This is a genomic window from Streptomyces sp. NPDC093109, assembly GCF_040701725.1.
GTDB lineage: Bacteria > Actinomycetota > Actinomycetes > Streptomycetales > Streptomycetaceae > Streptomyces.
Genome location: NZ_JBFBEZ010000012.1, coordinates 88,809 through 114,149, shown reverse-complemented (window position 1 = coordinate 114,149; position 25,341 = coordinate 88,809). Strand labels below are relative to the sequence as shown.

At 71.7% G+C, this 25,341-nt stretch carries 24 protein-coding genes; 23 read left to right on the top strand and 1 reads right to left on the bottom strand.

From position 1 onward, the window contains the following. The first annotated feature begins 42 nt into the window (after positions 1 to 42). From AB0389_RS14370 to metK, 23 genes are all read left to right on the top strand, one after another. Positions 43 to 1,023, top strand: coding sequence for a hypothetical protein (locus tag AB0389_RS14370; RefSeq protein WP_366395688.1), 981 nt, complete (start codon positions 43 to 45; stop codon positions 1,021 to 1,023). Then, on the top strand, positions 1,020 to 2,522 hold the full coding sequence (locus AB0389_RS14365; protein ID WP_366395687.1) for a peptidoglycan-binding domain-containing protein: 1,503 nt from the start codon (positions 1,020 to 1,022) through the stop codon (positions 2,520 to 2,522). Before AB0389_RS14370 ends, AB0389_RS14365 begins: the two co-directional genes overlap by 4 nt. Positions 2,523 to 2,599: 77 nt before the next feature. Beyond that, positions 2,600 to 3,277, top strand: coding sequence for an ABC transporter ATP-binding protein (locus tag AB0389_RS14360; protein WP_366395756.1), 678 nt, complete (start codon positions 2,600 to 2,602; stop codon positions 3,275 to 3,277). 98 nt (positions 3,278 to 3,375) lie between these two features. Continuing rightward, positions 3,376 to 4,611 (top strand): ABC transporter permease, encoded by a 1,236-nt coding sequence (locus tag AB0389_RS14355; RefSeq protein WP_366395686.1) that lies wholly within the window; start codon positions 3,376 to 3,378, stop codon positions 4,609 to 4,611. A gap of 92 nt (positions 4,612 to 4,703) precedes the next feature. Continuing rightward, entirely contained in the window at positions 4,704 to 5,300 is a 597-nt protein-coding gene (locus AB0389_RS14350) for a TetR/AcrR family transcriptional regulator (protein ID WP_366395685.1), read from the top strand. Between the two features lie 130 nt (positions 5,301 to 5,430). Continuing rightward, a complete protein-coding gene (locus AB0389_RS14345) occupies positions 5,431 to 5,805 on the top strand; it encodes a TetR/AcrR family transcriptional regulator (RefSeq protein ID WP_366395755.1) in 375 nt (124 codons plus the stop codon). Positions 5,806 to 5,911: 106 nt separating this feature from the next. Next, entirely contained in the window at positions 5,912 to 7,417 is a 1,506-nt protein-coding gene (locus AB0389_RS14340) for a DHA2 family efflux MFS transporter permease subunit (protein WP_366395684.1), read from the top strand. A 285-nt stretch (positions 7,418 to 7,702) separates the two neighbouring features. Next, positions 7,703 to 8,176 (top strand): DUF1772 domain-containing protein, encoded by a 474-nt coding sequence (locus AB0389_RS14335; RefSeq protein WP_366395683.1) that lies wholly within the window; start codon positions 7,703 to 7,705, stop codon positions 8,174 to 8,176. Between the two features lie 151 nt (positions 8,177 to 8,327). Then, positions 8,328 to 10,265, top strand: a complete 1,938-nt coding sequence (locus AB0389_RS14330) for a BTAD domain-containing putative transcriptional regulator (RefSeq protein WP_366395682.1) — start codon at positions 8,328 to 8,330, stop codon at positions 10,263 to 10,265. 256 nt (positions 10,266 to 10,521) lie between these two features. Further along, positions 10,522 to 11,526, top strand: a complete 1,005-nt coding sequence (gene fabD / locus AB0389_RS14325; RefSeq protein ID WP_366395681.1) for an ACP S-malonyltransferase — start codon at positions 10,522 to 10,524, stop codon at positions 11,524 to 11,526. 165 nt (positions 11,527 to 11,691) lie between these two features. Continuing rightward, positions 11,692 to 12,102 (top strand): phosphopantetheine-binding protein, encoded by a 411-nt coding sequence (locus tag AB0389_RS14320; RefSeq protein ID WP_366395680.1) that lies wholly within the window; start codon positions 11,692 to 11,694, stop codon positions 12,100 to 12,102. After that, positions 12,092 to 12,586, top strand: coding sequence for a holo-ACP synthase (acpS, locus tag AB0389_RS14315; RefSeq protein WP_366395679.1), 495 nt, complete (start codon positions 12,092 to 12,094; stop codon positions 12,584 to 12,586). The genes AB0389_RS14320 and acpS overlap by 11 nt, the downstream gene beginning before the upstream one ends. A 21-nt stretch (positions 12,587 to 12,607) precedes the next feature. Then, positions 12,608 to 13,375 (top strand): SDR family NAD(P)-dependent oxidoreductase, encoded by a 768-nt coding sequence (locus AB0389_RS14310; RefSeq protein ID WP_366395678.1) that lies wholly within the window; start codon positions 12,608 to 12,610, stop codon positions 13,373 to 13,375. A 33-nt stretch (positions 13,376 to 13,408) separates the two neighbouring features. Then, positions 13,409 to 13,861: a 3-hydroxylacyl-ACP dehydratase gene (locus AB0389_RS14305; protein WP_366395677.1), complete on the top strand. Its 453-nt coding sequence runs from the start codon at positions 13,409 to 13,411 to the stop codon at positions 13,859 to 13,861. After that, the gene (locus AB0389_RS14300) at positions 13,858 to 15,126 is read left to right on the top strand and encodes a beta-ketoacyl-[acyl-carrier-protein] synthase family protein (protein WP_366395676.1); all 1,269 of its coding nucleotides are present in this window, start codon (positions 13,858 to 13,860) and stop codon (positions 15,124 to 15,126) included. Before AB0389_RS14305 ends, AB0389_RS14300 begins: the two co-directional genes overlap by 4 nt. Continuing rightward, complete coding sequence (locus tag AB0389_RS14295; RefSeq protein WP_366395675.1) at positions 15,123 to 15,584, top strand: hydroxymyristoyl-ACP dehydratase; 462 nt, start codon at positions 15,123 to 15,125, stop codon at positions 15,582 to 15,584. The genes AB0389_RS14300 and AB0389_RS14295 overlap by 4 nt, the downstream gene beginning before the upstream one ends. Next, complete coding sequence (locus tag AB0389_RS14290; protein WP_366395674.1) at positions 15,581 to 16,867, top strand: beta-ketoacyl-[acyl-carrier-protein] synthase family protein; 1,287 nt, start codon at positions 15,581 to 15,583, stop codon at positions 16,865 to 16,867. Before AB0389_RS14295 ends, AB0389_RS14290 begins: the two co-directional genes overlap by 4 nt. A gap of 47 nt (positions 16,868 to 16,914) precedes the next feature. Further along, a complete protein-coding gene (locus tag AB0389_RS14285) occupies positions 16,915 to 19,296 on the top strand; it encodes a beta-ketoacyl-[acyl-carrier-protein] synthase family protein (RefSeq protein ID WP_366395673.1) in 2,382 nt (793 codons plus the stop codon). A 14-nt stretch (positions 19,297 to 19,310) separates the two neighbouring features. Continuing rightward, a complete protein-coding gene (locus tag AB0389_RS14280; protein ID WP_366395672.1) occupies positions 19,311 to 20,426 on the top strand; it encodes a 3-oxoacyl-[acyl-carrier-protein] synthase III C-terminal domain-containing protein in 1,116 nt (371 codons plus the stop codon). 79 nt (positions 20,427 to 20,505) lie between these two features. Next, positions 20,506 to 21,357: an ester cyclase gene (locus AB0389_RS14275; RefSeq protein WP_366395671.1), complete on the top strand. Its 852-nt coding sequence runs from the start codon at positions 20,506 to 20,508 to the stop codon at positions 21,355 to 21,357. Further along, complete coding sequence (locus tag AB0389_RS14270; protein ID WP_366395670.1) at positions 21,357 to 22,916, top strand: acyl-CoA carboxylase subunit beta; 1,560 nt, start codon at positions 21,357 to 21,359, stop codon at positions 22,914 to 22,916. Before AB0389_RS14275 ends, AB0389_RS14270 begins: the two co-directional genes overlap by 1 nt. A gap of 18 nt (positions 22,917 to 22,934) precedes the next feature. Continuing rightward, positions 22,935 to 23,183, top strand: a complete 249-nt coding sequence (locus AB0389_RS14265; protein WP_366395669.1) for an acyl-CoA carboxylase epsilon subunit — start codon at positions 22,935 to 22,937, stop codon at positions 23,181 to 23,183. A gap of 48 nt (positions 23,184 to 23,231) precedes the next feature. Then, a complete protein-coding gene (metK, locus tag AB0389_RS14260; protein WP_366395668.1) occupies positions 23,232 to 24,449 on the top strand; it encodes a methionine adenosyltransferase in 1,218 nt (405 codons plus the stop codon). A gap of 278 nt (positions 24,450 to 24,727) precedes the next feature. On the opposite strand, the gene AB0389_RS14255 is transcribed toward metK, so the two are convergent. Continuing rightward, positions 24,728 to 25,108 (bottom strand): DUF4267 domain-containing protein, encoded by a 381-nt coding sequence (locus tag AB0389_RS14255; protein WP_366395667.1) that lies wholly within the window; start codon positions 25,106 to 25,108, stop codon positions 24,728 to 24,730. Positions 25,109 to 25,341 lie beyond the last annotated feature (233 nt).

The window sequence follows — 25,341 nt, the reverse complement described above, 5'->3', positions numbered from 1 at the left end:
AAGCTCCGACAGCAAGCAATGAGACACGAGAGAAGAGATGGCATGAGCATGCCCAAAAACAGGTTGCGCACGTCCCTGATCACCGCGCTGGCGGTCGGCATGCTGCCGCTGCTGGCCGCGTGCGGCGGTTCGAGCGACTCGGCGGCGGATTCCGGTTCGGGCTCCGGCTCCGGCACCGGCTCCGGCTCGAAGGCGGGCGGCGGTACGACGAAGACCGTCGACGGCGCGGCCCAGCTCGGCGTCCCCGACGACGCGGACGACTACACCAAGAAGCTGTACATCCAGGAGAACACCCTCGCGGCCTGCATGAAGAAGCTCGGCTTCACCTACACCCCGCATGTGGCGGCGCAGAACAACTCCCCCGTGAGCAACGTGTCCGACGGGGAGGACTACGCGGCGGCGAAGAAGTCCCGGCAGAAGTACGGGTTCGGCACCTACGCGGCGAGCGTGTACCCCAACGACTCCGACGCCCCCGGCAGCAACGCGCGCGGAAACGCCGGCGGCAAGGTCCTCGACCCTCCCAACACCGACCAGGCAGGGTTCAGCGAGGCCCAGAAGGCGGCGTACGACACCGCGCTGAACGGGCCCCCGGCCGAGTCCAAGGAGAAGGAGCAGCTCGGCGGCTGCACCCTCGAAGCGCACGAAGCGGCGTACGGTCCGCAGAAGAGCCAGGCGGAGGAGAAGAAGAACTGGGCGGCGCGTGAGGAGGAGAACCGCGCGAACGGACTGGAACTCAACGGTGACGCCGAACTGGTCCAGCTCGCCCAGAAGTACGCGACCTGCCTGAAGGGCGAGGGCATCCCCGTCTCCACCACCCAGCCGACCGGCCTGGCCTCCATGGTGCGGCTGGACATCACCACGGCCCTGCCGGAGCACCGCCCCACCCTCACCAAGGAGGAGGCGCTGCCGCTGCTCACCAAGGAGATCGCCGTCGCTCTGAAGGACCTGGAGTGCGGCAAGGACTTCCGGGCCGCGTACTTCCCCAAGGAGAAGGCCCACCCGTACTGGGGGGATGGCGCGTGACCCTGCTCGGCAAGGCGCGACAGCTCAGCAGCCGCAAGAAGCTCGGCGCGGTGGTCGGCGCGGTGGTCCTGGTCGGCGCGGGCGGCTGGGTCGCCGGCACGCAGGTGCACTCCCCCGCCGACGCCGCCGCCGCGCGCCGCGCGCCCAAGGCCGGCCCGGTGACCGTCAAGGTCGAACGCCAGTCCCTCACCGCGACCGTGGTGGCGACGGGGTCCGTCGAGTTCGCCTCGCCCCGGCCGCTCGCACTGGCGGGCCAGGTCGGCACCGGGACGTCCGGGGGCGAGGGCGGCGAGGCCGGGGAGCAGCGGGTCACCAAACCGCCGGTCGCCGGTACGAAGGTCAAGGAGGGCGACGTACTGATGATGGTCAACGGCCGTCCGGTGTTCGCGCTCACCGGCAACGTACCGATGTACCGCACGCTGGGGCCCGGCGCCACCGGCGACGATGTGCGGCAGCTCCAGAAGGCGCTGCGGCGGCTCGGGTTCGACCCGGGGGCGGTCAGTGGCGCGTACCGGCAGGGCACGGCCACCTCGGTCACCAACTGGTACGCGAGCAAGGGGCAGGCGGCGCAGAAGCCGAGCCTGGCGGATCAGCAGCAGCTGGGGGCGCTGGAGGACTCGGTGTCGGCGGCCCAGCAGGCGCTGCTCCTGGCGACGGACACCGGCAGTGGCGCGGGTGCGGGTGCCGGTGCGGGTACCGGTGCGGGCGAGGGCGCGGCTGCGGGCGAGGGGGAAGGCACCGCCTCGCCCCCCGTGGAGTCCGCCGCCCAGAAGCAGGTCCGGGAGCTCCAGCTCACGTCGGCGCGGAAGTCGCTCAACCTCGCGAACGCCGCGCTCGCCGGCTTCCGGGAGTCCTACGGGACGAAGATCCCGGCCGGTGAGGTCGTCTTCTTCCCGAAGCTGCCGGTACGGCTGGACAAGGTGACCGTGAAGGCCGGGGACTCCCCGTCGGGCCCGGTCGGCACGGTGACCAGCTCGGACCTGGTGGTGGAGACGGTCGTGCCCGGCTCGGACGCCGAACTGCTCAGTGAGGGCATGGCCGTTGAGCTGACCACGGCGGACGGAAAGAAGGCCGTCGGCAAGGTGAGCGCGCTGGGAGCCGACGCCGTCACCTCCCCGGCGGCGGGGTCAGGCTCCGGTGCGCCGGGCGGCGAGGAGGAGGGGAACGAGGAGGAGTCGGCCGGTGGGTCCGCCACGGACTCCACGGCCCCGGTCCCGCTGCGTATCTCCGTGGCCGACCCGGGTCCGCTGGCCGGCCAGGCCAGTGCCTCGGTGAAGGTGACCATCAAGATCGGCGCCTCGGACGGCAAGGTGCTGACCGTACCGCTCGCCGCGATCCGTACGGCGGCCGACGGCCAGGCCCGGGTGCGGGTACGGCGCGACGGGGAGATGACCGATGTGCGGGTCGACGTCGGGCTCTCCGCGGCCGGGCTCGTCGAGGTGAAGGCGGCGGGCGGCGGCGAGCTGACGCAGGACGACGAAGTGGTGGTGGGCGAGTGACCTCTCCGAGCACGCCCACCGCTCCGACCGCGCCCGCCGCGCCCACCACATCCACCGCATCCGCCGCGCCCACCGTCATCGAACTCACCGCTGTGGAGCGGACGTTCGACTCGGTGCCGCCCGTACAGGCGCTGCGCGGTGTGGATCTGGCCGTACGGCGCGGTGAACACCTCTCCGTCGTCGGTCCGTCCGGTTCGGGGAAGTCGACGCTGCTGAACACACTGGGCCTGCTCGACCGGCCCACCGCCGGCACCTACCGGCTGGACGGTGTGGAGACCACCGGCCTGGGCGATCCGGAACGCACCGCGCTGCGCGGCAGCCGGATCGGGTTCGTGTTCCAGTCGTTCCATCTGCTGCCGTACCGGACGGTGGACGAGAACGTGATGATGGCCGAGACGTACCGCAGGCCCCGCCAGGGACGCGGGCGCGGCAGCCGGCGGGTCCGGGCCCTGGAGTCGCTGGAGCGGGTGGGGCTGGGGCACCGGTCGGGCTTCCGGCCCGACCGGCTGTCCGGCGGGGAGCGCCAACGCGTCGCGATCGCACGGGCGTTGATGAGCGATCCGGCGCTGCTGCTGTGCGACGAGCCGACCGGCAACCTGGACAGCGAGAACACTCTCTCGGTGCTGTCGCTCTTCGACGACCTGACCGCGCAGGGCATGACCCTGGTGCTGATCACCCACGACGAGACGGTGAGCCGCCGGGCGGGCCGCCGGGTCCGGATCACCGACGGCCGGCTGACGCTGGAGGCGGGGTGAGAACGGTACGGGGCACACGGGCCGCGCGGGCCCCGGAGACCCCAGAAGCCCCGGGAGCCCCAGGGACCCCGGAAGCCCCGGAGAACACGCCGGACACCGTGCGCGAGGGCCGCATCGACCGCCCGTGGATGGACCCCCGGGACCTGTGGGGGGAGGCGCTCGCGGGCATCCTCGCCCGGCCCGTACGGTCCGCGCTGACCACGCTCGGAACGGTGCTCGGCATCACGACTCTGGTGATCACGATCGGGGTGGCGGCCACGGCCGGCAACCAGATCGTCGGCCGGTTCGACGCGCTCACCGCGACCTCGGTGACCGTGAAGGTGCCGGCTCCGGCGCCGGGTTCGGAGGACTCGGGCCCCCTGGTGCCCTGGTCGGGGACCGAGGCGGTCGGGCGGCTCGCCGGGGTCGAGTCGGTCGCGGCGCTCGGCGACTCCCCCGCGACCGGCAGTGTGCTGGTACGGGCCAACGACATCAACGCGCCCGGCGACACCTCCGGCCAGACCCTGGCCGTGGTCGCCGCCTCGGAGGGCGTACCGGCCGGTGTACGCGGGAGGATGACCGCCGGGCGGTTCTTCGACGCCGGCAACGTCGCCCGGCACGACCAGGTGGCGGTGCTCGGCGACCAGGCGGCGAAGCTGCTCGGCATCAGCCGGGTGGAGGACGCGCCCGCGGTCTTCTTCAAGGGCCAGTCGTACACGGTGATCGGCATCCTCGGCGGCATCAAGCGCGAACAGCGGCTGTCCACCTCCGTGTTGCTGCCGTCCACGACGGCCGGGGACCGCCTCGGGCTGCGGAAGGTCACCCACGTACTGATCAACACCTCGCTCGGCGCGGCCCAGCAGGTGGCCCGTCAGGCGCCGATCGCGCTGTCCCCCGGGCATCAGGACTCCCTCACCGTGGTGGCCCCCGCCGATCTGTCCAGGGCCCGTGACAACGTCGAGAGCGACGTCAACGGTCTCTTCCTCGTCCTGGGTCTGGTGTCCCTGGTGGTGGGCGCGATCGGCATCGCCAACGTCACGCTGGTGACCGTCATGGAGCGCGTCGGGGAGATCGGCCTGCGCCGCGCGCTGGGCGCGTCCCGGCGCCAGGTCGCCGGCCAGTTCCTGCTGGAGTCGACGACGATCGGCCTGCTCGGCGGTGTGGTGGGCGCGGCCCTGGGGATCGCGGTGGTGGTGGGTGTGGCCGTCGCCAAGGAGTGGACGCCGGTCCTCGACCTGACCCTCGCCTTCGGCGCCCCGCTGGCCGGCGCCCTGGTCGGCCTGATCGCCGGCCTCTACCCGTCCCTGCGCGCGGCCCGAATGGAACCGGTCGACGCCCTCCGCGCACCCTCGTAACCGCACCGTGGAGCCGCAGTTGCCAACGCTAGACTTTGAAGCAATGTTACGCCTATCCTAGGCAGCGAACCTAGCTTTGCTATCATCACGGCATGGCCATACATCAACGCAAAGAACGCGAGCAGGCCGAACGCCGGAAGCTCATCATCAACACCGCGCGTGAGCTGGCGAATTCGGAGGGCTGGGGAGCGGTGACCACCCGCCGGCTCGCCGACCTGATCGAGTACAGCCAACCAGTGCTCTACAAGCACTTCAAGGGAAAGGAGGACATCGTCCGCACCGTGGCCCTGGAGGGCTTCGACGAGCTGGCCACCGGACTGCGCGAAGCGCGCGGCCGGGCGGACTCGCCGGAGGCCGGCCTGTGGGCGCTGGGCCGGGCCTATACACACTTCGCCGCCAAGAACCCGACGGTCTACGAGGCCATGTTCACCATGTCCGTGGACCTGGTGTTCGGTCAGCCGGACTCGCCGGACTCGCTGGTCGAGGCGTTCGACGAGCTTCGCCGGGCGGTGGAAGTCGTGGCGGCAGGCCGCGATGTGGACACCCTCTCCGAGCTGGTCTGGTGCGCACTGCACGGCATGGTGACACTGAACCGGAGCGGCCGGCTCCGACCGAGCCACGAGGACGAGCGACTGTCCGTGTTCGTCGAGCAGTTCATCGTGCTGCCGACCGATCAGGACGCGGACTGACGCACATGCGGGGCCGCCGGGAACCAGCGTGAAGGAGCATGCCGTGCCACCACCTTTGGACGACGGAGCACGGCCGAACGCGCCCGTCGGCGAACAGCGCACCATTCCCCAACCCACCCGGTCCGCAAGGATGAGCGCCGAGGAACGTCGCAGGATGATCGCCCGGGTCGCCCTGGGCGAGTTCTCGACGGGCGGTTACCACGGCACCTCGACCGAGCGCACAGCGCGGCGGGCCGGGATTTCGCAGCCGTACGTCTTCAGGCTGTTCAGGCTGTTCCCGGGCAGGACGGCACTCTTCCCGGCCTGTGCCGACCTGTGTTTCACCCGGCTCACCAGCACCTTCCGCGACGCCTCCGAGGGGCCCGACGGAGACACCGCGCCGGAAGCCATGGGCACCGCCTGCCAGACATCAACGATTTCTTCGCCGCCGGGATGTACATCAACACCCTGCTCGCCCTGGACATCGCGGCACAGAGCCCCTGCTGGACGGGGCCGCGCCCGGTGACCGACGGCTGAGCCGGTACCCGCCAGGGCCTTCCACGCCCAAGAAAATTAGTAACCAATCACTATGTTCGTGGTCCCCCGATCACGGCCTGGCTGGAGTGTGAGAGATGAATACGACCGTGTCGGAGAGTCAACTGCCTTCGGGCAGGCGCCCATCGGTGGTCTGGGCTGTGATCGTGACCAGCCTGGCCGGCTTCATGGCGATGCTGGACAACCTCGTCGTGATCACGGCGCTGCCCTCGATCAGCGAGGAACTCGGCGGTGACCTCCAGGAGCTCGAGTGGACGGTCAACGCCTACACTCTGACCTTCTCGGTCCTGCTGCTGCTCGGCGCGGCGGCGGGCGACCGGTTCGGCCGCCGCCGGATGTTCATCGCCGGACTCGCCCTGTTCACCCTGGCGTCGGCCGCCGCCGCCGTGGCCCCCGGGATCGACACCCTGATCGCGGCGCGCGCCGTCCAGGGCGTCGGCGCCGCCGTGGTCATGCCGCTGACACTGACACTGCTCACCGCCGCCGTACCGGCCAAGCACCGGGGCCTGGCGCTCGGGGCCTGGGGCGCGGTCAACGGGCTTGCCGTCGCGAGCGGTCCGCTGATCGGTGGCGCGATCGTCGAACACCTCTCCTGGCAGTGGATCTTCTGGCTGAACCTGCCGATCGGCCTGCTGCTGGTGCCGCTGGCCCACTGGAAGCTCACCGAGAGCCGGGGCCCGAACAGCCGGCTCGACGTCGTCGGGACCGTACTGATCAGCCTCGGCCTGTTCGGTGTGGTCTACGGCATCGTCCAGGGCAACGCCGACGGCTGGGCCAGCGCGCCGATCCTGACCGCCCTGATCGGCGGCGGGGCGATGTCGGTGGCGTTCGTGCTGTGGGAGCTGCGCGCCCGCGAACCCATGCTGCCGATGCGGATGTTCCGCAACCGGTCGTTCACCGGCGTCAACATCGCCAGCCTGCTGATGGCCCTCGGCATGTTCGGCGCGATCTTCCTGCTGACCCAGTTCTTCCAGAACATCCAGGGGTTCAGCGCCCTGCAGGCCGGCGTGCGGATGCTGCCCTGGACCGGGATGCCCATCCTGGTCGCGCCGATCGCGGGCATTCTCTCCGACCGCATCGGCGGCCGTCCGATCGTCATCGTGGGTCTGTTCCTCCAGGCCCTGGGGCTCGGCTGGTTCGCGTGGGTCACCGACGTGGGCGTCTCCTACAGTTCGCAGGTGCCGGCCCTGATCCTCGGCGGTGTGGGCATGGCCATGTTCTACGCCCCGATCGCCAACGTACTGATGAGTTCGGTGAGCACCGAGGAGCAGGGCATCGCGTCGGGGGCGAACAACGCCCTGCGCGAGCTGGGCGGCGCGCTCGGGGTGGCCGTGCTGAGCGCGGTGTTCACCGCGCAGGGCAGCCTGGCCACCGCGCAGTCGTTCGCCGACGGCCTGGCGCCGGCGCTCTGGGTGGGCTCGGCGGCCGTGGCGCTGGGCGGTGTCGCGATGTTCTTCGTCAAGGGCGGCCGGCCGGTACCGCCCGCCGCCCCGCGGCCGGCGGCCGAGCGGCCGGTACCCGTAGCGGAATCCGTCGCGCCGGGCCGGGTGGTCACGGCCGGGGCGGCCGTGGACGCCGACTGAGGTTCTGTCGGCGCGTGGCGGTCGCGGAATTCCCGCGACCGCCACACCGCATTCCGCCCCAGGAGCAGACTGTGGACCAACTATCCCTTTACATAGGGAAGTTGAATATGTGTGACTTCTCCAGCGTGTCTCAAGCGGCACTGGCACGACGCACGTAGCAGTGTTAGCGTTGCTAGCGCCCGGGATGAGGGGACTCCTTGAGCGGGCCGGCGCCACCTGGCGTCGTGTGTCCGCAGGCGCGGCCGGCCAGGGCCGCTCCGCCAATGGAGGATGGAAGAAACTCTCATGGGAACGCTCAGTCAGGTGTTGGCCGTGGTGGCGATTCTCGCCAACTCGGTGGTCTACGGCACGGACACGTTCTGCGCGCTCGTCCAGCGCCCGGCTCTCGCCCAGGTGGACGACGCCGCGCTCACGAGCGTGATGGGCCAGGTACATCGGTACGGTGACCGGCGTATGCCCGTCCCCGGTGCGGTCGGGCTGATCGCCGCCGTGCTCGCCTCGGTCCTCGCGGCCGTCGACGGCCGCTCCACCGAGGCCGTGGCCTGCGCCGTGGCCAGTGTCGCGCTGATCGGCTGGCTGGTTGTGTACGCCAGGATCAGCGCGCCCGTGAACAAGCGCCTGACGGCCGCGGCCCTGGCGGGAACCACCCCCGACGACGCGCGATCCCTGCAGAGAACCTGGGACGGTGTCATCAACCTCCGGGTCGCCCTGCAGTCCCTCGCGCTGATCGCCCTGTGCGTCGCCGTCGCCACACACTGACCCGCCCTGTGCGCCATTGTCGCCGCACAGCGACCGCCGGCACCGGCGAACACCTTCAGCAGGCCTGTCCGGCGACTCGAGCCGCAGCGGGCCCGGCGGAGAATCCCAGGTCACCCTTAGTCCACTCCCCTACCCTCATGGGAGCGTTGTGATGGAGTTCAGAGTGCTCGGCCCGGTGGAACTCCGGGTGGAAAACCAGACGGTCGACCTCGGACCCGCCCGGCAGAGAAGTGTCCTCGCCGCCCTGCTCGTCGAGCCGGAACGGCCCACCACCATCGAGTCGTTGATCGACCGCGTATGGGGCGACACCCCGCCCACCGGCGTGCGCAGCGTGGTCTACACCTACGTCACCCGGCTGCGCCGCGTGCTGGCGGAGGCGACCAACGCCACGGACACACCGGTCACGGTGCACCGCAACGCGGTCGGCTACATGCTGGGCATCCGGCCGGATCTGGTGGACCTCGCCAGCTTCCGGGACACGGTCGCCCGCGCCCGCGCCCTGAACGCGGACGATCCCCGCCGCGTCGAACTGCTCGGACAGGCCCTGCGGTTGTGGCGCGGCGAGGCCCTCGCGGGGCTGAACGGCGACTGGGCACAACGCGTCCGCGGCACCCTGCTCCAGCTCAAGCACGAGGTCCTGGCCGAGTGGGTGGACGCGGAGGTGCGTGCCGGCCGCGGCCTGTCCGGTCTCGCGGTACTGCGTCAGGCCCTGCTCGAAGAGCCCCTCGCCGAACCACTGCACGAGCGGCTGATCAGGATCCTGTACGCGAACGGGCAGGTCGCCGAGGCCCTGAAGCAGTACGAGCGGGTCCGTCACCTCATCGCCGACGAGCTGGGCGCCGACCCCGGCTCCGGCCTGCGCGAGCTGCACCGGCAGATACTCCAGGGCCGGCCCCTCGGTATGGCCCACGAGCGGTGGGGCACCGCGCCGGTGCCGTCGCTCCGTACGGTCGGACCGCGCGTCCCGGCCGCGCTCGCCCCGGTCCCCGCGGTGTCGAGTGTGCGGCCCGTACCGGTCGTGCCGGTCCCCGACGATCACGGCGACGACGACCACAAGGGGACCAGCCCGGATCTGCTGCCGATGGACCTCGCCGACTTCGGTGGCCGCGACAGCGAGCTGGCATGGCTGCGCTCGGCCGTGACCTCACCCGCCGCCGGCCTGCCGCCGACCGTGGTGATCACCGGCGGAGTGGGCGTCGGCAAGACCTCACTGGCGATCAGGGCGGCCCACAGCCTCCGCGAGGATTTCCCGGACGGCCGCCTCTACGTCAATCTGCGCGGCACCTGCGACCGGCCCGCCACCTCCGGCGCGGTGCTCACCAGGCTGCTGCGCGCGCTGGGCTTCCGGCCCGCGTGGATCCCCGCCGACCTGGACGAGCGTGCGGAGCTGTACCGCAACTGGATGTCGGGACGGCGGGTGCTGCTCGTACTCGACGACGCGGCCAGCGAGGAGCAGATCGAACCCCTGCTGCCCGGTGGGCACGCCTGCCGGGTTCTCGTCACCAGCCGCGTCCCGCTCGGCACCCAGGCCGGCGCCCGGCTGCGGGTGCTGCACGAGCTGTCGCAGGAGCAGAGCCTGGAACTGCTGGTCCGGATCGCGGGCCGGGAGCGGATGCGGGACGAGCCGGAGGCCGCGGCCCAGCTGGCCCGGTACTGCGGTGGCCTGCCGCTGGTGCTGCGGGCGGTGGCCTACCGACTGGTGAGCCGGCCGCACTGGACGCTCGCGGAGCTGCTGGTGAGGATCGCGGACGAGGAGCGCCGCCTCGACGAACTCGCTTACGGCTCCCTGGACCTGCGGACCAGTCTTGAGTCCACCTATAACCGGCTCGATACGACCGCCTGCCGGCTTTTCCAGCATCTGGGCGAGACCGCCCACACCGGAATGGACCTCCGGGTCGCCCCCGCGCTGGGTCTCCCTCCCGCCAAGGCGCAGGACGCTTTCGAAACTCTTGTCGGCATGCACTTGATATATGTGGAAGGCCGCGATCCGGCCGGGCGAATTCGCTATCGCATGAATGATCTGCTCCGGCTGTACGCGCGCAGCGCGGCCCGGTCCTCGCACCTCGCGACACGGCTGCCCGCCGCCTGACGGCCCACCGCCGCCCTTCCCTTCATTCCCGCGACTTTTCCCTCCGGCTCGAGCGCCGTATACCCGAGCGCCACACGCCCGAGCGCCACACGAACGAGAAGTTCCGTTCCACCGTGCGTATTTCCAGTGGAACCAGTCTTTCCGGATTTCCCGCGGCCCTTAAAGGTCAATTCAAGGAACGTGACCAGACGGCTCCGTCATATTTCTTGTGTGGCCGATACGGCCAAGCCGAAATCCCGTCAGGCAGGAAATAGTCATGATCACATCCTCTTCCGCCGCCACCGCGGTGAAACCCGAACGGACGGCGGCGCAGCACACTCTGGCGATGTTTCCGGGACAGGGGTCCCAGCGGGGCCACATGGCGGCCCATCTGGTGCGGGAGCACCCGCGGACCGCCGGCCGGGTGCTGGCCGCCGCCGACGAGGTGCTCGGCCTGGAGATCACCGAGCTGTGCACCACCGGCGCCGAGGCCGACCTCGCCAGGACCGAGATCACCCAGCCGGCGGTCCTGGCGACCAGCCTGGCGGTGCTCGAAGTCCTGCGCGAGGAGGGCGGGTTCGCCCCCTCGGCTGTGGCCGGCCACAGCCTCGGCGAGTACACGGCCCTGGTCGCGGCGGATGTGCTCACCGCCGCGGACGCACTGCGACTGGCCCGCCGGCGCGGCGAGTTGATGGCGGCGGTCTCCCGGCGGACGCCCGGAGCCATGGCCGCCGTCATGGGCCTCGCCGCCGACCGGATCGAGGAGCTGTGCGCGAGCTCCGCCGGTGACGGTGTGGTCGAGGTGGCCAACTACAACGAGGCCGGCCAGACCGTCGTCTCCGGGAACCGCGAGGACGTCGTCGACCTGACCCACCGCGCGCTCGCGGCCGGGGCCGAGCGCACCGTACTGCTCAACGTGAGTGCGCCGTTCCACTGTTCGCTGATGCGCGAGATCGAGGACGAGTTCGCCGCGGAGCTGGCCGGATACACCTTCATGGATCCCCGGTCGACCCTGCTCAGCTCGGTCACCGGCCGCGCCGTGGCGAGCGGGGACGAGGCCAAGGACCTGCTCCGCCGCCAACTCGCCTCGCCCGTCCGCTGGATGGACGTGCTGGGTGCCGCGCGGCAGGGCGGCATCACGGACTACGTCGAGGTCGGACCCGGGCGCGTACTGAGCGGGTTCGCCAACCGGTCCCTGACCGACGCCTCCGTACGGAGCACCAACGACGCCCGCCGCGTGGCGACCCTGCTGCGCGACCGGCCCCTGACTCCCGCCGCCTAGGGCGTGTTCAGAAAGTCCCGCCTGCCTACGGGCGGACGGCGCTACTTCTCAACACGCCCTAGTGCCCCTCCCGGCACCAGCGCCGCGACCGGCACCAGCAGCGCGCGGGCGCGCACCACGGATTCACTCCCCTTTCCACGCAACACTCCTGAAAGGCAGTTCGCCGTGACCGACACCATCACCAACCTCCTCCCCATCGTCCAGGACGCCATCGCCGACGCCCTCGGCATCGACGAGGCCGAGGTGACCTCGGACGCCACCCTCCTCGGCGACCTCGGCGCCGAGTCCATCGACCTCCTCGACATCCTGTTCCGCATCGAGCGCGCCTCCGGCGTGAAGATCACCGTGGCCGACATCGGCGCGCTGCTCCAGGGCGGCATCCCTGACGAGGAGTTCGGCGACGAGAACGAGGTCGTCAACAACACGGGCCTGACCCACCTGGAGAAGGTGCTGCCGCAGTTCGACCGCTCCCAGCTCGACGAGCCGCTCACCGCCGACCAGGTGCTGGGTCTGTTCACCGTGCGGAACCTGCTCGACCTGCTGACCGAGCGCGCCGCCGCGGCCCATGCCGGCTGACGCCGGGGACGGCGAGGCGCCGGCGGTCCGGGTCCTCCTGGGCACCGATCTCGTCGTGGTCGACCGGGTGGAATCGCTCCTCGCCGGGAAGCCCGGTCTCGCCGAGCGGATCTTCACCACGGCGGAGCTGGCGTACTGCGCGAGCCGCGGCCGCCGCCGCCCCAACCACCTCGCGGTCCGGTTCGCGGCCAAGGAAGCGGTGATGAAGGCGCTGGGAACCGGCGCCTCGGCCGGCGTCGAGTGGACCGACATGGAGGTGATCAACGCGATCGGCGGCCGGCCCACCGTGCGTCTGCACGGCGGGGCCGCCGCGGTGGCCCGGCGCAAAGGGGTGCGTCAGGCCGAGATCTCGCTGAGCCACACGGCCGGCCTCGCCATGGCCAGCGCCGTACTCCTGTGCACGGACGAGCGGCCCGTACCGGCACCGGCCGGTACCCCTGACCACGACGCCGGTACGGCCCTGGCCATCGATCGGAAACCGTAGGAAGAGCAGGAGGTGCAGAGCATGACATTCCAGGATCGTGTCGCCCTGGTCACCGGCGCCTCCCGAGGCATCGGGAAGGCCATCGCCCTCACTCTGGCGCAGCGCGGCGCCGCCGTGGCCGTCAACTACCGCTCGCACGAGGAGGACGCCCACGCGGTGGTGAAGGAGATCGAGGCGGCCGGCGGCACCGCCGTCGCCATCGGCGCCGATGTCTCCGATCCGACCGCTGCCAGGGAGCTGGTGGAGGAGGCGCGGCGCCGCCTGGGCGGCCTGCACATCCTCGTCAACAACGCGGGGATCACCAGCGACGGACTCATCTACGACATGGCCCCGGACGCCTGGGTGGAGGTGATGCGGGTCAACTTCGGAGGCGCTTTCCACTGCACGCACGCCGTGGCCGAGCACTTCATGTCCCAGCGCGACGGGGCCATCGTGAACATCTCGTCCGTGATGGGCGAACGCGGCTGGATCGGCCAGTCCAACTACTCGGCGTCCAAGGGCGCGCTCAACGCCTTCACCCGGGCCTCCGCGATCGAACTGGCCCGTTTCAACGTACGGGTGAACGCCGTGCTGGCCGGCGTCGTCCCGACCGATCTGATCAGCGAGATCCTCGACCGCGACGGGGGACGAGGCATCCGCCGGCAGGTACCGATGCGCCAGTTCGCGACCGTCGAGCAGGTCGCCGCCGTGACCGCGTTCCTGGCCGGCCCGGACTCCGCGTATGTCACCGGCGAGCTGGTGCTGGTCGACGGCGGGCTGTCCTCCCAGCTGGGAATCGGTCGCCCCTGATCCGCCGTCCGCGCACGAGGAGAGGAACAAACGATGCGGTTTCATCTGATCGACAGGATCGAATCCTGGGAACCGGGCAGACACATCACCGCCCGTAAGGTCACCTCCCGCCAGGAGGACTACTGGCAGGACACGGCGGACGGACCGGCGCTGCCGTTCGGTCTGGCGCTGGAAGCGCTGTGCCAGGCCGGTACCTGGCTGGTCCTGCTCAGCACCGGCCACCGCCGCCGGGCAGCGCTGCTGAGTGTCGGCGAGGCCGTGCTGCACCGTCCGGTACGCCCTGGTGACGTGCTGCTGCTGGACGTCACCGTGGTCTCGATGAACGACGGGGCCGCCGTCATCGACGGGGTGGCCCGGGTGGACGGCGAGACCGTGCTCGAAGCGCGCTCGATCATGTGCGCGCTGATCGACGCCGACAGCCTGGACGACCCGGCGGACACCACCAGGATGGCGGGGCAGCTGCTGGGCGGGGGGCCGGTCCGGTGAAGCGGGTGGTCATCACCGGCATGGGCGCGGTCACCCCGCTCGGCTGCGACGCGGACACCACCTGGCGGAGCCTGGCCGCCGGGCGCAGCGGGATCGGTCCGCTCACCGTCTTCGACACCACCGGTTTCCCGGTGCGCATCGGCGGTCAGGTGCACGGCTTCGACCGGAAGGAGGCGGTCCCGGACGCCGCGGACCGCAAACGGCTCTCCCGGGTGGGCGCGTTCGGCGTCGCGGCGGCGTCGGAGGCGCTGCGGCACGCGGACGCCGGCAAGGAGACCTACCGCGCCGAGGAGCGCGGGGTCGCCATGGGTGCCAGCGTCGGCCGGCCGGATCTCCAGCTGCTGGTGGACACGGGCCGGGTACGCGAGGAGACCGGGCGGCCCGACGCCTTCCTCCGGCAGTCGCCCGGCGCGGTGCTGACCGCCGACCAGAATGTGCCGCTCAGCGCCATGGCGCGGCTGATCGACGCCACCGGACCGATGATCGGCATCAGCACGGCGTGCGCCGGTTCCGGGCATGCGCTGGGCGAGGCCTTCCGGTGTATCCAGGAGGGCGACGCGAAGCTGATGGTGGCGGGCGGCTACGACTCGCTCACCAGCTGGATCGACGTGCTGGGCTTCAGCCTGCTGGGGGCCCTGACGGACCGTTACAACGACGATCCGACGTCCGCCTCCCGCCCGTTCGACGCGGACCGGTCCGGCTTCGTGATCGGCGAGGGAGCGGTCGCCTTCGTCCTGGAGGAGCTGGAGTCCGCGCGGGCCCGTGGCGCCACCGTACTCGCCGAACTCCTCGGCTACGGCTCCACGTTGAACGCCTGGCGGATCACCGACTCGCCGCCCGACGGCTCCGGGGCGATCCAGGCCATGGAGGCCGCCCTCACCGACTCGGGCCTCGGGACCGGCGGTATCGACTATGTGGTCGCGCACGGCACCAGCACCCACGGCAACGACCTGTCGGAGACCACCGCGATCAAGAAGGTGTTCGGCGACGACGCCTACCGTCTCGTGGTCAGCTCGCCCAAGTCCATGGCCGGACACCTGACGTCGGCGGGCGCGGCGCTGAACGTCCTCGCCGGGATCGGGGCCATCCGCGAGTCCGTCGTGCCGCCGACGCTCAACCTCGACACCCCGGACCGCAAGCTCGACCTGGACTATGTGCCGCACACCGCCCGGCACATGCCCGTCAGGGCCGTACTCGTCAACGCCTTCGCCTTCGGCGGCAGCAACACCAGCCTCGTCGTCGGCGCCTACCAGGAGGACGCATGACCACCGCCACGGCCGGGCCCCGACCGGCGCCCGACCGCTCCCCCGACCGGCCACGCCCGGTTCAACTGCCCGGTTTCGACCGGACTCTGGAGTTCGAACCGGGGCTGCGGGCAGTCGCCCTGCGCAATGTCCCCGGGACGCTCCCCGTGTTCGCCACCCACTTCCCGCGCCACCCGATCCTGCCCGGGGTGCTGCTCCTGGAGGACATGGGCGCCCTCGCCGCGGCGGCCTCCGGCGACGGCCTGTGGCTGCTGCGTTCCATCCGTACGGTGCGGTTCCGTCACTTCGTCGGCCCCGGCGACCAGGTGACCCTCACCGTCGAGCGGCTCTCCCGGACCGCTGACACCGCCGAGTGGCGCGCCGAGGCCGCGGTCGCGGGCCGCGCCGTCGCCACCGCGCGCGGCGTCACCGTGGCTCTCGCCGGCGCACCGTACGACCGGCAGGGCCGGGCGTCATGAGCGCCGCGCCGCGCCGTGTCGTGGTGACCGGCATCGGCCTGGTGACCGCGCTCGGCGAGGGGGCCCGGGCGACCTGGGAGGGGCTGCTGGAGGGCCGTACCGGGATCGGCCCGATCCGCTCCTACGACCCGTCGCCGCTCCGTACCCGGATCGGGGCCGAGATCACCGGCTTCGACCCGAAGCACTACATCGCCCGCCGCTCGCTGCGCACGGTCAGCCGGGGCGACCAGCTGGCCGTCGCCGCGGCCACCCTGGCGGTGCGCGACGCCGGCCTCGACGAGGCGCGGGAGCTGGGCTACCGGACCGCGCTGTTCCTCGGCGGGAACAAGGAGGTGCCGAAGCTGGAGGAGCTGATCACCAGCCTCGGGACCGTGCGCGGTCCGGACGGCGGGGTGGATCTGCCGAAGCTCGGCAGGACGGCCTCCTCGGTGGTCGCTCCGCTGTTCTTCGTCGAGGGCCTCCAGCCCGCCGCCGCGTTCCACATCTCGGAGAAGTACGGCATCCGCGGCCCCAACGCCTTCTTCGCCGGCACGGCGGACTCCGGGGCCACCGCCATCGGGCGGGCGATGCGTACGCTGCGGCGCGGCGAGGCCGATGTGGCCGTCGCCGGCGGCTACGACGACGCCACGTCCTGGTGGTCCATGTCCAAGATGGACGGGCTCGGTGTGCTGACGCCCCGCAACGACCTGGCGGAGAAGGCCTTCCGCCCGTTCGACCGGGAGCACAGCGGCTCGGTGTTCGGGGAGGGCGCCGCCCTGCTCGTACTGGAGGAGCGGGAGCACGCCCTCGCCCGGGGCGCCCACTGTTACGCCGAGATCACCGGCTTCGGCAGCGGGAACGACTGCGTACCGCCGCCGAGCCCGGACCCGCGCGCCCGGGGTCTGTCCCGGGCGATCACCCGGGCCCTGGCCGACGCGGGCGGCGCGGCGGAGGTCGACTACATAGCCGCCCACGGCTGCGCGACCCCGCTGGGCGACGTCAGTGAAACCCGGGCGCTCCACGACGCGCTGGGCGGAGCCGCGCGGACGGCGCAGATCAGCAGCGTCAAGCCGCAGACCGGTCATCTGGTCGGGGGCGCCGGGGCGCTGAACGTCGGGGTGGCCGCGCTGGCGCTCGACTCGGGTGTCGTCCCGGCGACGCTGAACCTGGACACCCCGGCCGACGGCTGCGACCTGGACTGGATACCGGGCGCGGCCCGCGAATCACGTCCCGGCTCGGCACTCGCGCTCGCCCGGGGCCTGGAGGGGCAGGCGGTCGCCGTGGCCCTGGGGAGGGCCGGATGAACGCCGACCGGGACACCGGAACGAAGCTCACGGAAGGGGCACCGCGGATGGACGGAGAGAACCGGCGGCCGGACGGCACCCTGCGCGTGGTCGTCACCGCGGTCGGGGCCGTGACCGCCCAGGGCGCCGACGCCGGCGAACTGTGGGCAGGGGTACGGGCCGGACGCGTCGCCATCGGTCCCGTACGCGGGCTGCCGATGGACGGCTACCGCACCGCGCTGGGGGGCGAGGTGACGGGGGCCGCGCGTCCCGACTACGACTATCTGTCCGCCGTGGGCGGCTCGGAGTCCGAGCCCGCGCTGGACTTCGCGCTGCTGGCCGCCCAGGAGGCGATGGCCGCGGCGGGTGTGACCGTCCTCGGCGAGGGTGAGCCGCCGCGTCCCGGCGCGCTGCCCGCGCACCGCTGGGGGGTGGCGCTCGGCAGTTGCAACGGCGGGCTGCGCAGCGCGGAGCGGGTGCTGCGGCGTGACATCGACGGGGCGGCGGAGCCCGGTGACGGCAATCAGCTGCTGCTGGTGGGGCCGCAGGCCATCGCCGAGGCGCTGAGCGCGGCGTTCGGGCTCAAGGGGCCCGTCCTGTCGGTCAACACCGCCTGTGCTTCGGGTGCGCACGCCCTCGGGCACGCGCTGGAGGCCATCCGGGCCGGGCGGGTCGACGCGATGCTGGTCGGCGGCACCGACGCGTTCACGGAGACCGCGTTCGCCGGCTTCAACAGTGTGGAGTCGCTCTCCCCGCGCCCGGCCGCCCCGTACTCCAAGGACCGTGACGGGCTCTCCCTCGGCGAGGGCGGTGGCATGCTGGTGCTGGTCGCGGAGCCGGTGGCCCGTGCGGCCGGCGCGCCGGTGCTGGCGGAGGTGCTCGGCTACGGTCTGTCGGCCGACGGCTACCATCCCACCGCGCCGCATCCCCAGGGCGAGGGCGCGGCCCGGGCGATCCGGGCGGCGCTGTCCTCGTCCGGTCTGGTCCCGGAGGACGTGCGGTACATCAACGGGCACGGCACCGGCACCCCCAAGAACGACTCGGCCGAGACCAACGCCGTACGGGCCGCTCTCGGCGAAGCCGCCGAGAAGACCGCGCTGAGCAGCACCAAGTCGATGGTCGGCCATCTGCTCGGGGCGGCCGGCGCGGTCGAGGCGATCGTGACCGTACGGGCGCTGAGCGAGCAACTGGCCCCGCCGACGGCGAACTTCACGGCCGTCGACGCCAAGTGCGGTCTGGACGCGGTGCCCGGCGCCGCCCGGCCGCTGGCCATGGATGTCGCCCTCTCCAACAACTTCGCCTTCGCCGGGGCCAATGCCACGGTGGCCTTCGGCAGGCCCGGCGGCCGGCTCCAGGAGCTGCCCGCCTACCCGGAGGAGCGGATCGTCGTCACCGGCATCGGGGTGCTGGCCCCGGCCGCCACGAGCGCGCCGGATCTGTGGCGGGCCTACCGGGACGGCGCAGGATCCGGCCGTCCCGCGTACGGTCCGGGTCCGGCCCGGATCGGCGCGGAGCTGGAGCGGTACACCACACCGCGTGAGCGGCGCCGGATGGACCGGCTGGGCCAGTTCGCCGTCGCGGCCTGCCGCAGCGCCCTGGACGACGCCGGTCTGACGCCGGACGAGCGGACCGGGGTGATCCTCGGCACCGGGCTCGGGCCGATGCGGAGCACCGCGGACTTCTTCCTGCCCACGGTGGCGGGCGGTCCGGCCGGAGGCAGTCCGGCGATCTTCCCCAACACGGTCTACAACGCCGCCGCCGGCCAGGTCGCCATGGTGCTCGGCGCGAAGGGGCCCACCTCGACGGTCACCGCCGCACACGCGGCCGGTGCCTCGGCCCTGTGCGTCGCCTACGACCTGCTGCGTTCGGGCCGTGCCGACGCGCTGCTCTGCCCGGCCGTCGACGAGCTGACCGATCAGGTGGTGGACGCGTACCGCGGTCTGCCGCTCTTCGGCGGCCCGGCGGGCAGGAACTACACCCTTGCCGAGGGCGGCGTCGCTCTGGTGCTGGAGCGGGAGTCGGCGGCACGGGCGCGCGGCGCCCGCGTCCTGGGGGTGCTGGCCGGTCACGGCAGCGCCTCCGACGCGGCCGGTGTCGGACGCTGGGACCGCTCGGGCGCCGGCGTCGAGCGCGCCATGCGCGGCGCCCTGGCGGCGGCCGGAACCGAGACCGGCCGGCTCACCGCGATCTGGGCGAACGCGGCCGGACTCGTCCCCGTCGACCGCCCCGAGGCCCGCGCCCTGGCGCGGCTGGCGGCGCCGCACGGCTGCCCGGTGGAGTCGCCCAAGCGGATTCTGGGCGAACCGGTCGGCGCGGGAGCCCAGTTGTCCGCCGCGCTCGCCCTCACCGGCTGGCGCGAGGGCGGCCCGGCCGGTCCTGTCCTGGTCAACAGCTCCTCGCTCGGGGGCACGCACATCAGCCTCGTACTCAGCCCCGCGTCCTCTTCCTGAAAGGCGAACGGACGATGTATCTGCTCCCCGACCGGCATGTGTCGATCCTCAGCACCGGTGCCGATCTGCCCGGCGACCCGATCGACAACGACACACTGGAACGCTACTGCGGTCCGCTGCCCGACGATGTGCTCCAGGGCATCGAGGTGCGGCGCCGTCACTGGATCGTCGACCCGGAGACCGGCGAGCACCGCAGCGGTACGGTCGCCATGGCCACGGCCGCCGCGCGCCAGGCGCTGCGCCGGGCCGGTATGGAACCCGGCGACATCGAACTGCTGGTGGTGTCGACGGCCAGCCCCGACCATGTGCTGCCGGCCGCCGGGACCTTCGTACAGGAGAATCTCGGGCTGGAGCGCGCCGCCGTCATCGAGGTGCGTGCCGGCTGTGTGGGGGCCGTCCAGGCGCTCGACACCGCTCGCCGGCTGCTCGCCGACGGCACCTACAGGACCGCGCTGGTGATCGGCGCCGAGGCCATCTCGCCGCTGCTCGCGCCGGTCTATCTCGGCCGTGACCCGCACAGTGTGCGGATGCGCGACCGGCTGACGCTGTACACCTTCGGTGACGGCGCGGCGGCCATGGTCCTGCGCGCGGGCGAGCCGGGTTCGGCACAGGCCACCCCGCTCCGCGAGGTGTTCGCCACCCAGTGCCTGGGCGGCAAGCGCAAGCCGGGCATGCTGGTCGTCGGCGGCGGTACGGACGCGCCTCTCGCCGAACAGCAGCGCCGCAAGCGGCTGATGGAGATCCGGCTGGACATCCCGGGCACGGCGGCGTTCGGCCCGCAGGTCTTCGTGGCCGGTCTGCACGACATGCTGGAGCGCTCCGGTCTGTCGATGGACGACATCGACGCGTGTGTGCTGCCGGAGGGCAACGCCGAGTACTTCAGCAGCGAGTTCGAGGCTTCGGGGCTCACCGCACAGGACCATGCCGCGCTGCAGAAGAGCATCGTCGAGAACCTCACCGACGTCGGCGCCACCGGCTCGGCGGCGGTGCCGCTCGCGCTGGACGCGGGCTGGGTCGAGGGCCGGATCCGGCCCGGTGACACGGTGCTGCTGCTGGCGATCGAGGCGAGCCGCTACCTGTACGCGGGGCTGACGCTCACCTGGGAGGCGCCGGCCCCCACCGTCAGCTGAGACCCGCAGAGGCCCGTTCAGCACGTGAGCCCGACACACGCAGTTCCGTGAGACGCATACCGAAGGGTGGACGGTACCGATGGCAGACACATCGGAGGAAGAAAAGAACAAGGCGATCATCCGCAGGGTCTTCGACGAGTTCGTCAACCGTGGCGACTTCTCCGTCGTGGACGAGATCTACCATCCCTCGATGGTCGACCACCAGCCGCTGCCGGGCGCTCCCGAGGGCCTGGAGGGTGTCAGGTACACCATCGCCGGGCTGCGGGCCGGCTTCCCCGACCTGCACGTGACGATCGAGGACATGAGCGCCCACGCCGATCAGGTGGTCATCCACAACACCTGGCGCGGCACACATCTCGGGGAGTTCCTGGGCGCGCCGCCGACCGGCCGGCCGCTGGAGTTCCGCGGTGTGGTGGTGTGGCGGCTGACGGAGGGTCTGATCGCCGAGCGCTGGGGCATCGGTGTGGAGTCCAACATGCTGGCCGGGCTCGGTATGCGGCGGCTCGCCCCGGCCGGCGGCGCCCGGGGCAGGAGGGCCGGGGTCAGGTCCCCGGCCGCGCCGACGACCCAGGTGCTGCCGGTCCTGCCGGGCAGGTCCGCGCGGTGGGAGCTGTTGCACAAGCAGCTGTCCGGTCCCCGGCTGCGGGAGTACGAGGATTCCCGGCGCCGCGCGGGCATCGTCCACGAGGCCTTCTGGAAGCAGGAGTCGGGGGCCGGGGAGGTCGCCGTACACCGGGTGGAGGCCCGGGACGCGGGCCGGGCGGGCCGGCGGCTGCGCGACTCCGTCGAGCCCTTCGACATCTGGCTGCGGCAGGCGGCGCTGGACGTGTACGGGGTCGACCCGTGGGCGCGGCTGGCGGAGCAGCCGCCGGCCGAACCCGGGCTGGGCTGGACGGCGCAGACGGCGCTCGTACCGTCGGTGGAGGGGTGATGGCCGCCGCCGGCACCCGGTCCCGGGTGGCCGAACTGGCGTCCATACGGGAGTCGGCGTGGGCCGGACCGAGCCCGGCAGCCACCGAGACGCAGCACGCCAAGGGGAAGCTGACCGCGCGCGAACGGATCGAGCTTCTCTTTGACGAGGGCTCGTTCAACGAGGTGGAGCCGTTAAGGCGGCACCGCGCGACCGGGTTCGGCCTCGAGGCCAAGAGGCCGTACTCCGACGGTGTGGTCACCGGGTGGGGCACGGTGCACGGGCAGACGGTGTTCGCGTACGCGCACGACTTCCGGATCTTCGGCGGCGCGCTGGGCGAGGCACACGCGCAGAAGATCCACAAAATCATGGACATGGCGATCTCGGCGGGCTCGCCGCTGGTCTCGCTGAACGACGGCGCCGGCGCCCGGATCCAGGAGGGTGTGACCGCGCTGGCCGGGTACGGCGGGATCTTCCAGCGCAACACCCGCGCGTCGGGGGTGATTCCGCAGATCAGTGTGATCCTCGGCCCGTGCGCGGGCGGGGCGGCGTACTCGCCGGCGCTGACGGACTTCGTCTTCATGGTCCGCGAGACCTCGCAGATGTTCATCACCGGCCCTGACGTGGTGCAGGCGGTGACCGGGGAGAAGATCTCGCAGAACGGGCTGGGGGGCGCGGATGTGCACTCGGAGGTCTCCGGCGTCTCGCACTTCGTCTACGACGACGAGCGGACCTGTCTGGAGGAGGTCAGGTTCCTGCTGTCGATGCTGCCGCAGAACAACCGCGAGACCGCCCCCGTGGAGCCCACCGACGACCCGGCCGACCGGCGCTGCGAGGCGCTGCTCGACCTGGTCCCGGCGGACGGCAACCGGCCGTACGACATGCGGAAGGTGATCGAGGAGATCGCCGACGACGGCCAGTACCTGGAGATCCACGAGCGCTGGGCGACCAATGTGATCGTGGCGCTGACCCGGCTGGACGGGCAGGTCGTGGGCGTCGTGGCGAACCAGCCGCAGTCGCTTGCCGGGGTGCTGGACATCCACGCCTCGGAGAAGGCGGCGCGCTTCGTGCAGATGTGCGACGCGTTCAATATTCCGCTGGTGACACTGCTGGACGTGCCGGGGTTCCTGCCGGGCGTGGACCAGGAGCACGGCGGAATCATCCGGCACGGCGCGAAGCTGCTGTACGCGTACTGCAACGCGACGGTCCCCCGGATCTCGCTGGTCCTGCGCAAGGCGTACGGGGGCGCGTACATCGTCATGGACTCGCGCAGTGTGGGCACGGACCTGGCGTACGCGTGGCCGACGAACGAGATCGCCGTCATGGGGGCGGAGGGCGCCGCGAATGTGATCTTCCGCCGGAAGATCGCCGCCGCCGACGACCCCGAGGCGATGCGCGAGCAGATGGTCAAGCAGTACAAGGACGAACTCATGCACCCGTACTACGCGGCCGAGCGCGGCCTGATCGACGACGTCATCGACCCCGCGGAGACCCGCGGCGTCCTGGTCCGCGCCCTGCGGATGCTCCGTGCCAAGCACGCGGACCTGCCGGCCCGCAAGCACGGCAACCCACCCCAATAACCGCCGGAGTGTGCCGACATGTCCACCGAAAGCCTGCTCAGGATCGAACGCGGCCACGCCGAACCGGAGGAGCTGGCGGCCCTGATGGCCGTACTGCTCGCCCGCGCCGCCGCGAACACTGACGCCCGACCCGCCGACGGCCGCTCCACCGACGGCCGCCCCGCCATCGGGCCCGGCGGCGCCGGAACCCGCGGCGTGGCCCGCTGGCACCGGCGGGAGTACGCGGGCGGCTTCGGCGCCCCCAGCAGCTGGCGCAACGCCGCCTGACGGCGTTCGTCCCGGTACTCGCAGCACGCCACCGCAACGGAGGAAGCCATGGCCAACCGCCTGTTCACCTCGGAGTCGGTCACCGAGGGCCACCCCGACAAGATCGCCGACCACATCAGCGACACCATCCTCGACGCGATGCTCAAGGAGGATCCGAACTCCCGGGTCGCCGTCGAGACGATGATCACCACCGGCCTGGTCCATATCGCCGGCGAGGTGACGACGCGCGCCTACGTACCGATCGCCGCGCTCGTCCGCGACAAGATCCTGGAGATCGGCTACGACCAGTCCCGCAAGGGCTTCGACGGCGCGTCCTGCGGCGTCAGCGTCTCCCTCGGCGCCCAGTCCCCGGACATCGCCCTCGGCGTGGACACCGGCGGCGAGGGAGGAGAAGGAGCGGCCGAGGGAGAGGGAGACGCGCTCGACCGTCAGGGCGCGGGCGACCAGGGCCTGATGTTCGGCTACGCCTGCGACGAGACACCGGAGCTGATGCCGCTGCCGATCATGCTGGCGCACCGGCTGTCCAAACGGCTCGCGGAGGTACGCCGGGACGGCACCATGCCGTACCTGCGCCCCGACGGAAAGACCCAGGTCACCGTCGAGTACGAAGGCGACAGGCCGGTACGGCTCGATACCGTCGTCGTCTCCTCGCAGCACGCGTCCGACATCGACCTCGACTCGCTGCTCGCCCCGGACATCCTCGACTTCGTGGTGGAACCCGAGTTGCGGGCGCTGGCGGAATCCGGGGTCACCCTGGAGACCGGGGGACACCGGCTGCTGGTGAACCCCACGGGCCGGTTCGAGATCGGCGGCCCGATGGGCGACGCCGGCCTGACCGGCCGCAAGATCATCGTCGATACGTACGGCGGCATGGCCCGCCACGGCGGCGGCGCCTTCTCCGGCAAGGACCCCTCGAAGGTCGACCGCTCGGGAGCGTACGCGATGCGCTGGGTGGCCAAGAACGTCGTCGCCGCGGGCCTCGCCGCGCGCTGCGAGGTCCAGGTGGCGTACGCGATCGGGCGGGCCCGGCCGGTCGGCCTCTTCATCGAGACCTTCGGCACGGAGCGGGTCGCGGTGGAACGGATCGAGCAGGCGGTCGGCCAGGTCTTCGACCTGCGGCCGGCCGCGATCATCCGCGACCTCGACCTGCTCCGCCCCATCTACGCCCAGACCGCCGCGTACGGCCACTTCGGCCGCGAACTCCCGGACTTCACCTGGGAACGCACCGACCGCGCCGAACTGCTGCGCACGATCGCGACCTCCTGACACCACACCGACCGCGACGCCGTCAGGCCCGACGGCGACCCGCACGGCGACGGGCCCGGCCTCCCCAGGCCGGGCCCGTCGCCGTTGCCGGGACCGGTGGCGGGGGCCGGTGGCCAGGACCGGGCGCCGGCCGCGGCTCTTCCGGCGTCCTCGCCCGCCGCACGGAGAGCGCGCCCCGGCCGACCGGGGCGCGCTCTCCTCGAAACGACTCGCCACACGCCCTCGGGCTTGTTTCCGCCGGGCTGGTTCCCGCGTTCCCGCGTTTCCGCGTTCCCGCGTCAGGACCCGAGCAGCATCCCCGTGATCACCAGCATCAGCACGACCGTACCGCCGTGAACACCGTAGACGGCCGACTTGGGGCCCTTGTTCCGCAGCACCACCCAGGCGTCGCCCAGGGGGATCAGGCAGGCGGCCAGCATGATCCAGCCCAGCACATGGGGCTTGCCGTTGGCCAGCAGGATGAAGATGAACAGCCCCGAGGCTATGTCGCGCACCGCTCTGGCGGACATCCAGCCATGAGACGTGGGCGATTCGCCCGTCCCTTCGGGAAGGCCGAAGCCGGCGGCGGCCTTCTGCGGTGCCAGGAGGTCGTGCACTCCGACGAAACAGATGGCCGCGCCGGCCAGCCCCGCGAGTACGTAGGCGATGGTCGTGAGCATGACAGGGATCCTCCCCATGGGCGGCGAACGGCTGATGCGGCCACGGTATCTTAGCGGCGATTGGAAAACTAGCACTGATAACACACCACGCCCGCCGCGTGATCGGCCGCTCCCGAGGTCAACTCGGGCCAGTGGTTATTAGCGATGCTAGATTAAATAACCACGCTAGATTATCGCCGCCGCGAATGCTAGCGTCGATAACAACTGGTCGCTCAGGGGGAAGACCCGCCGGG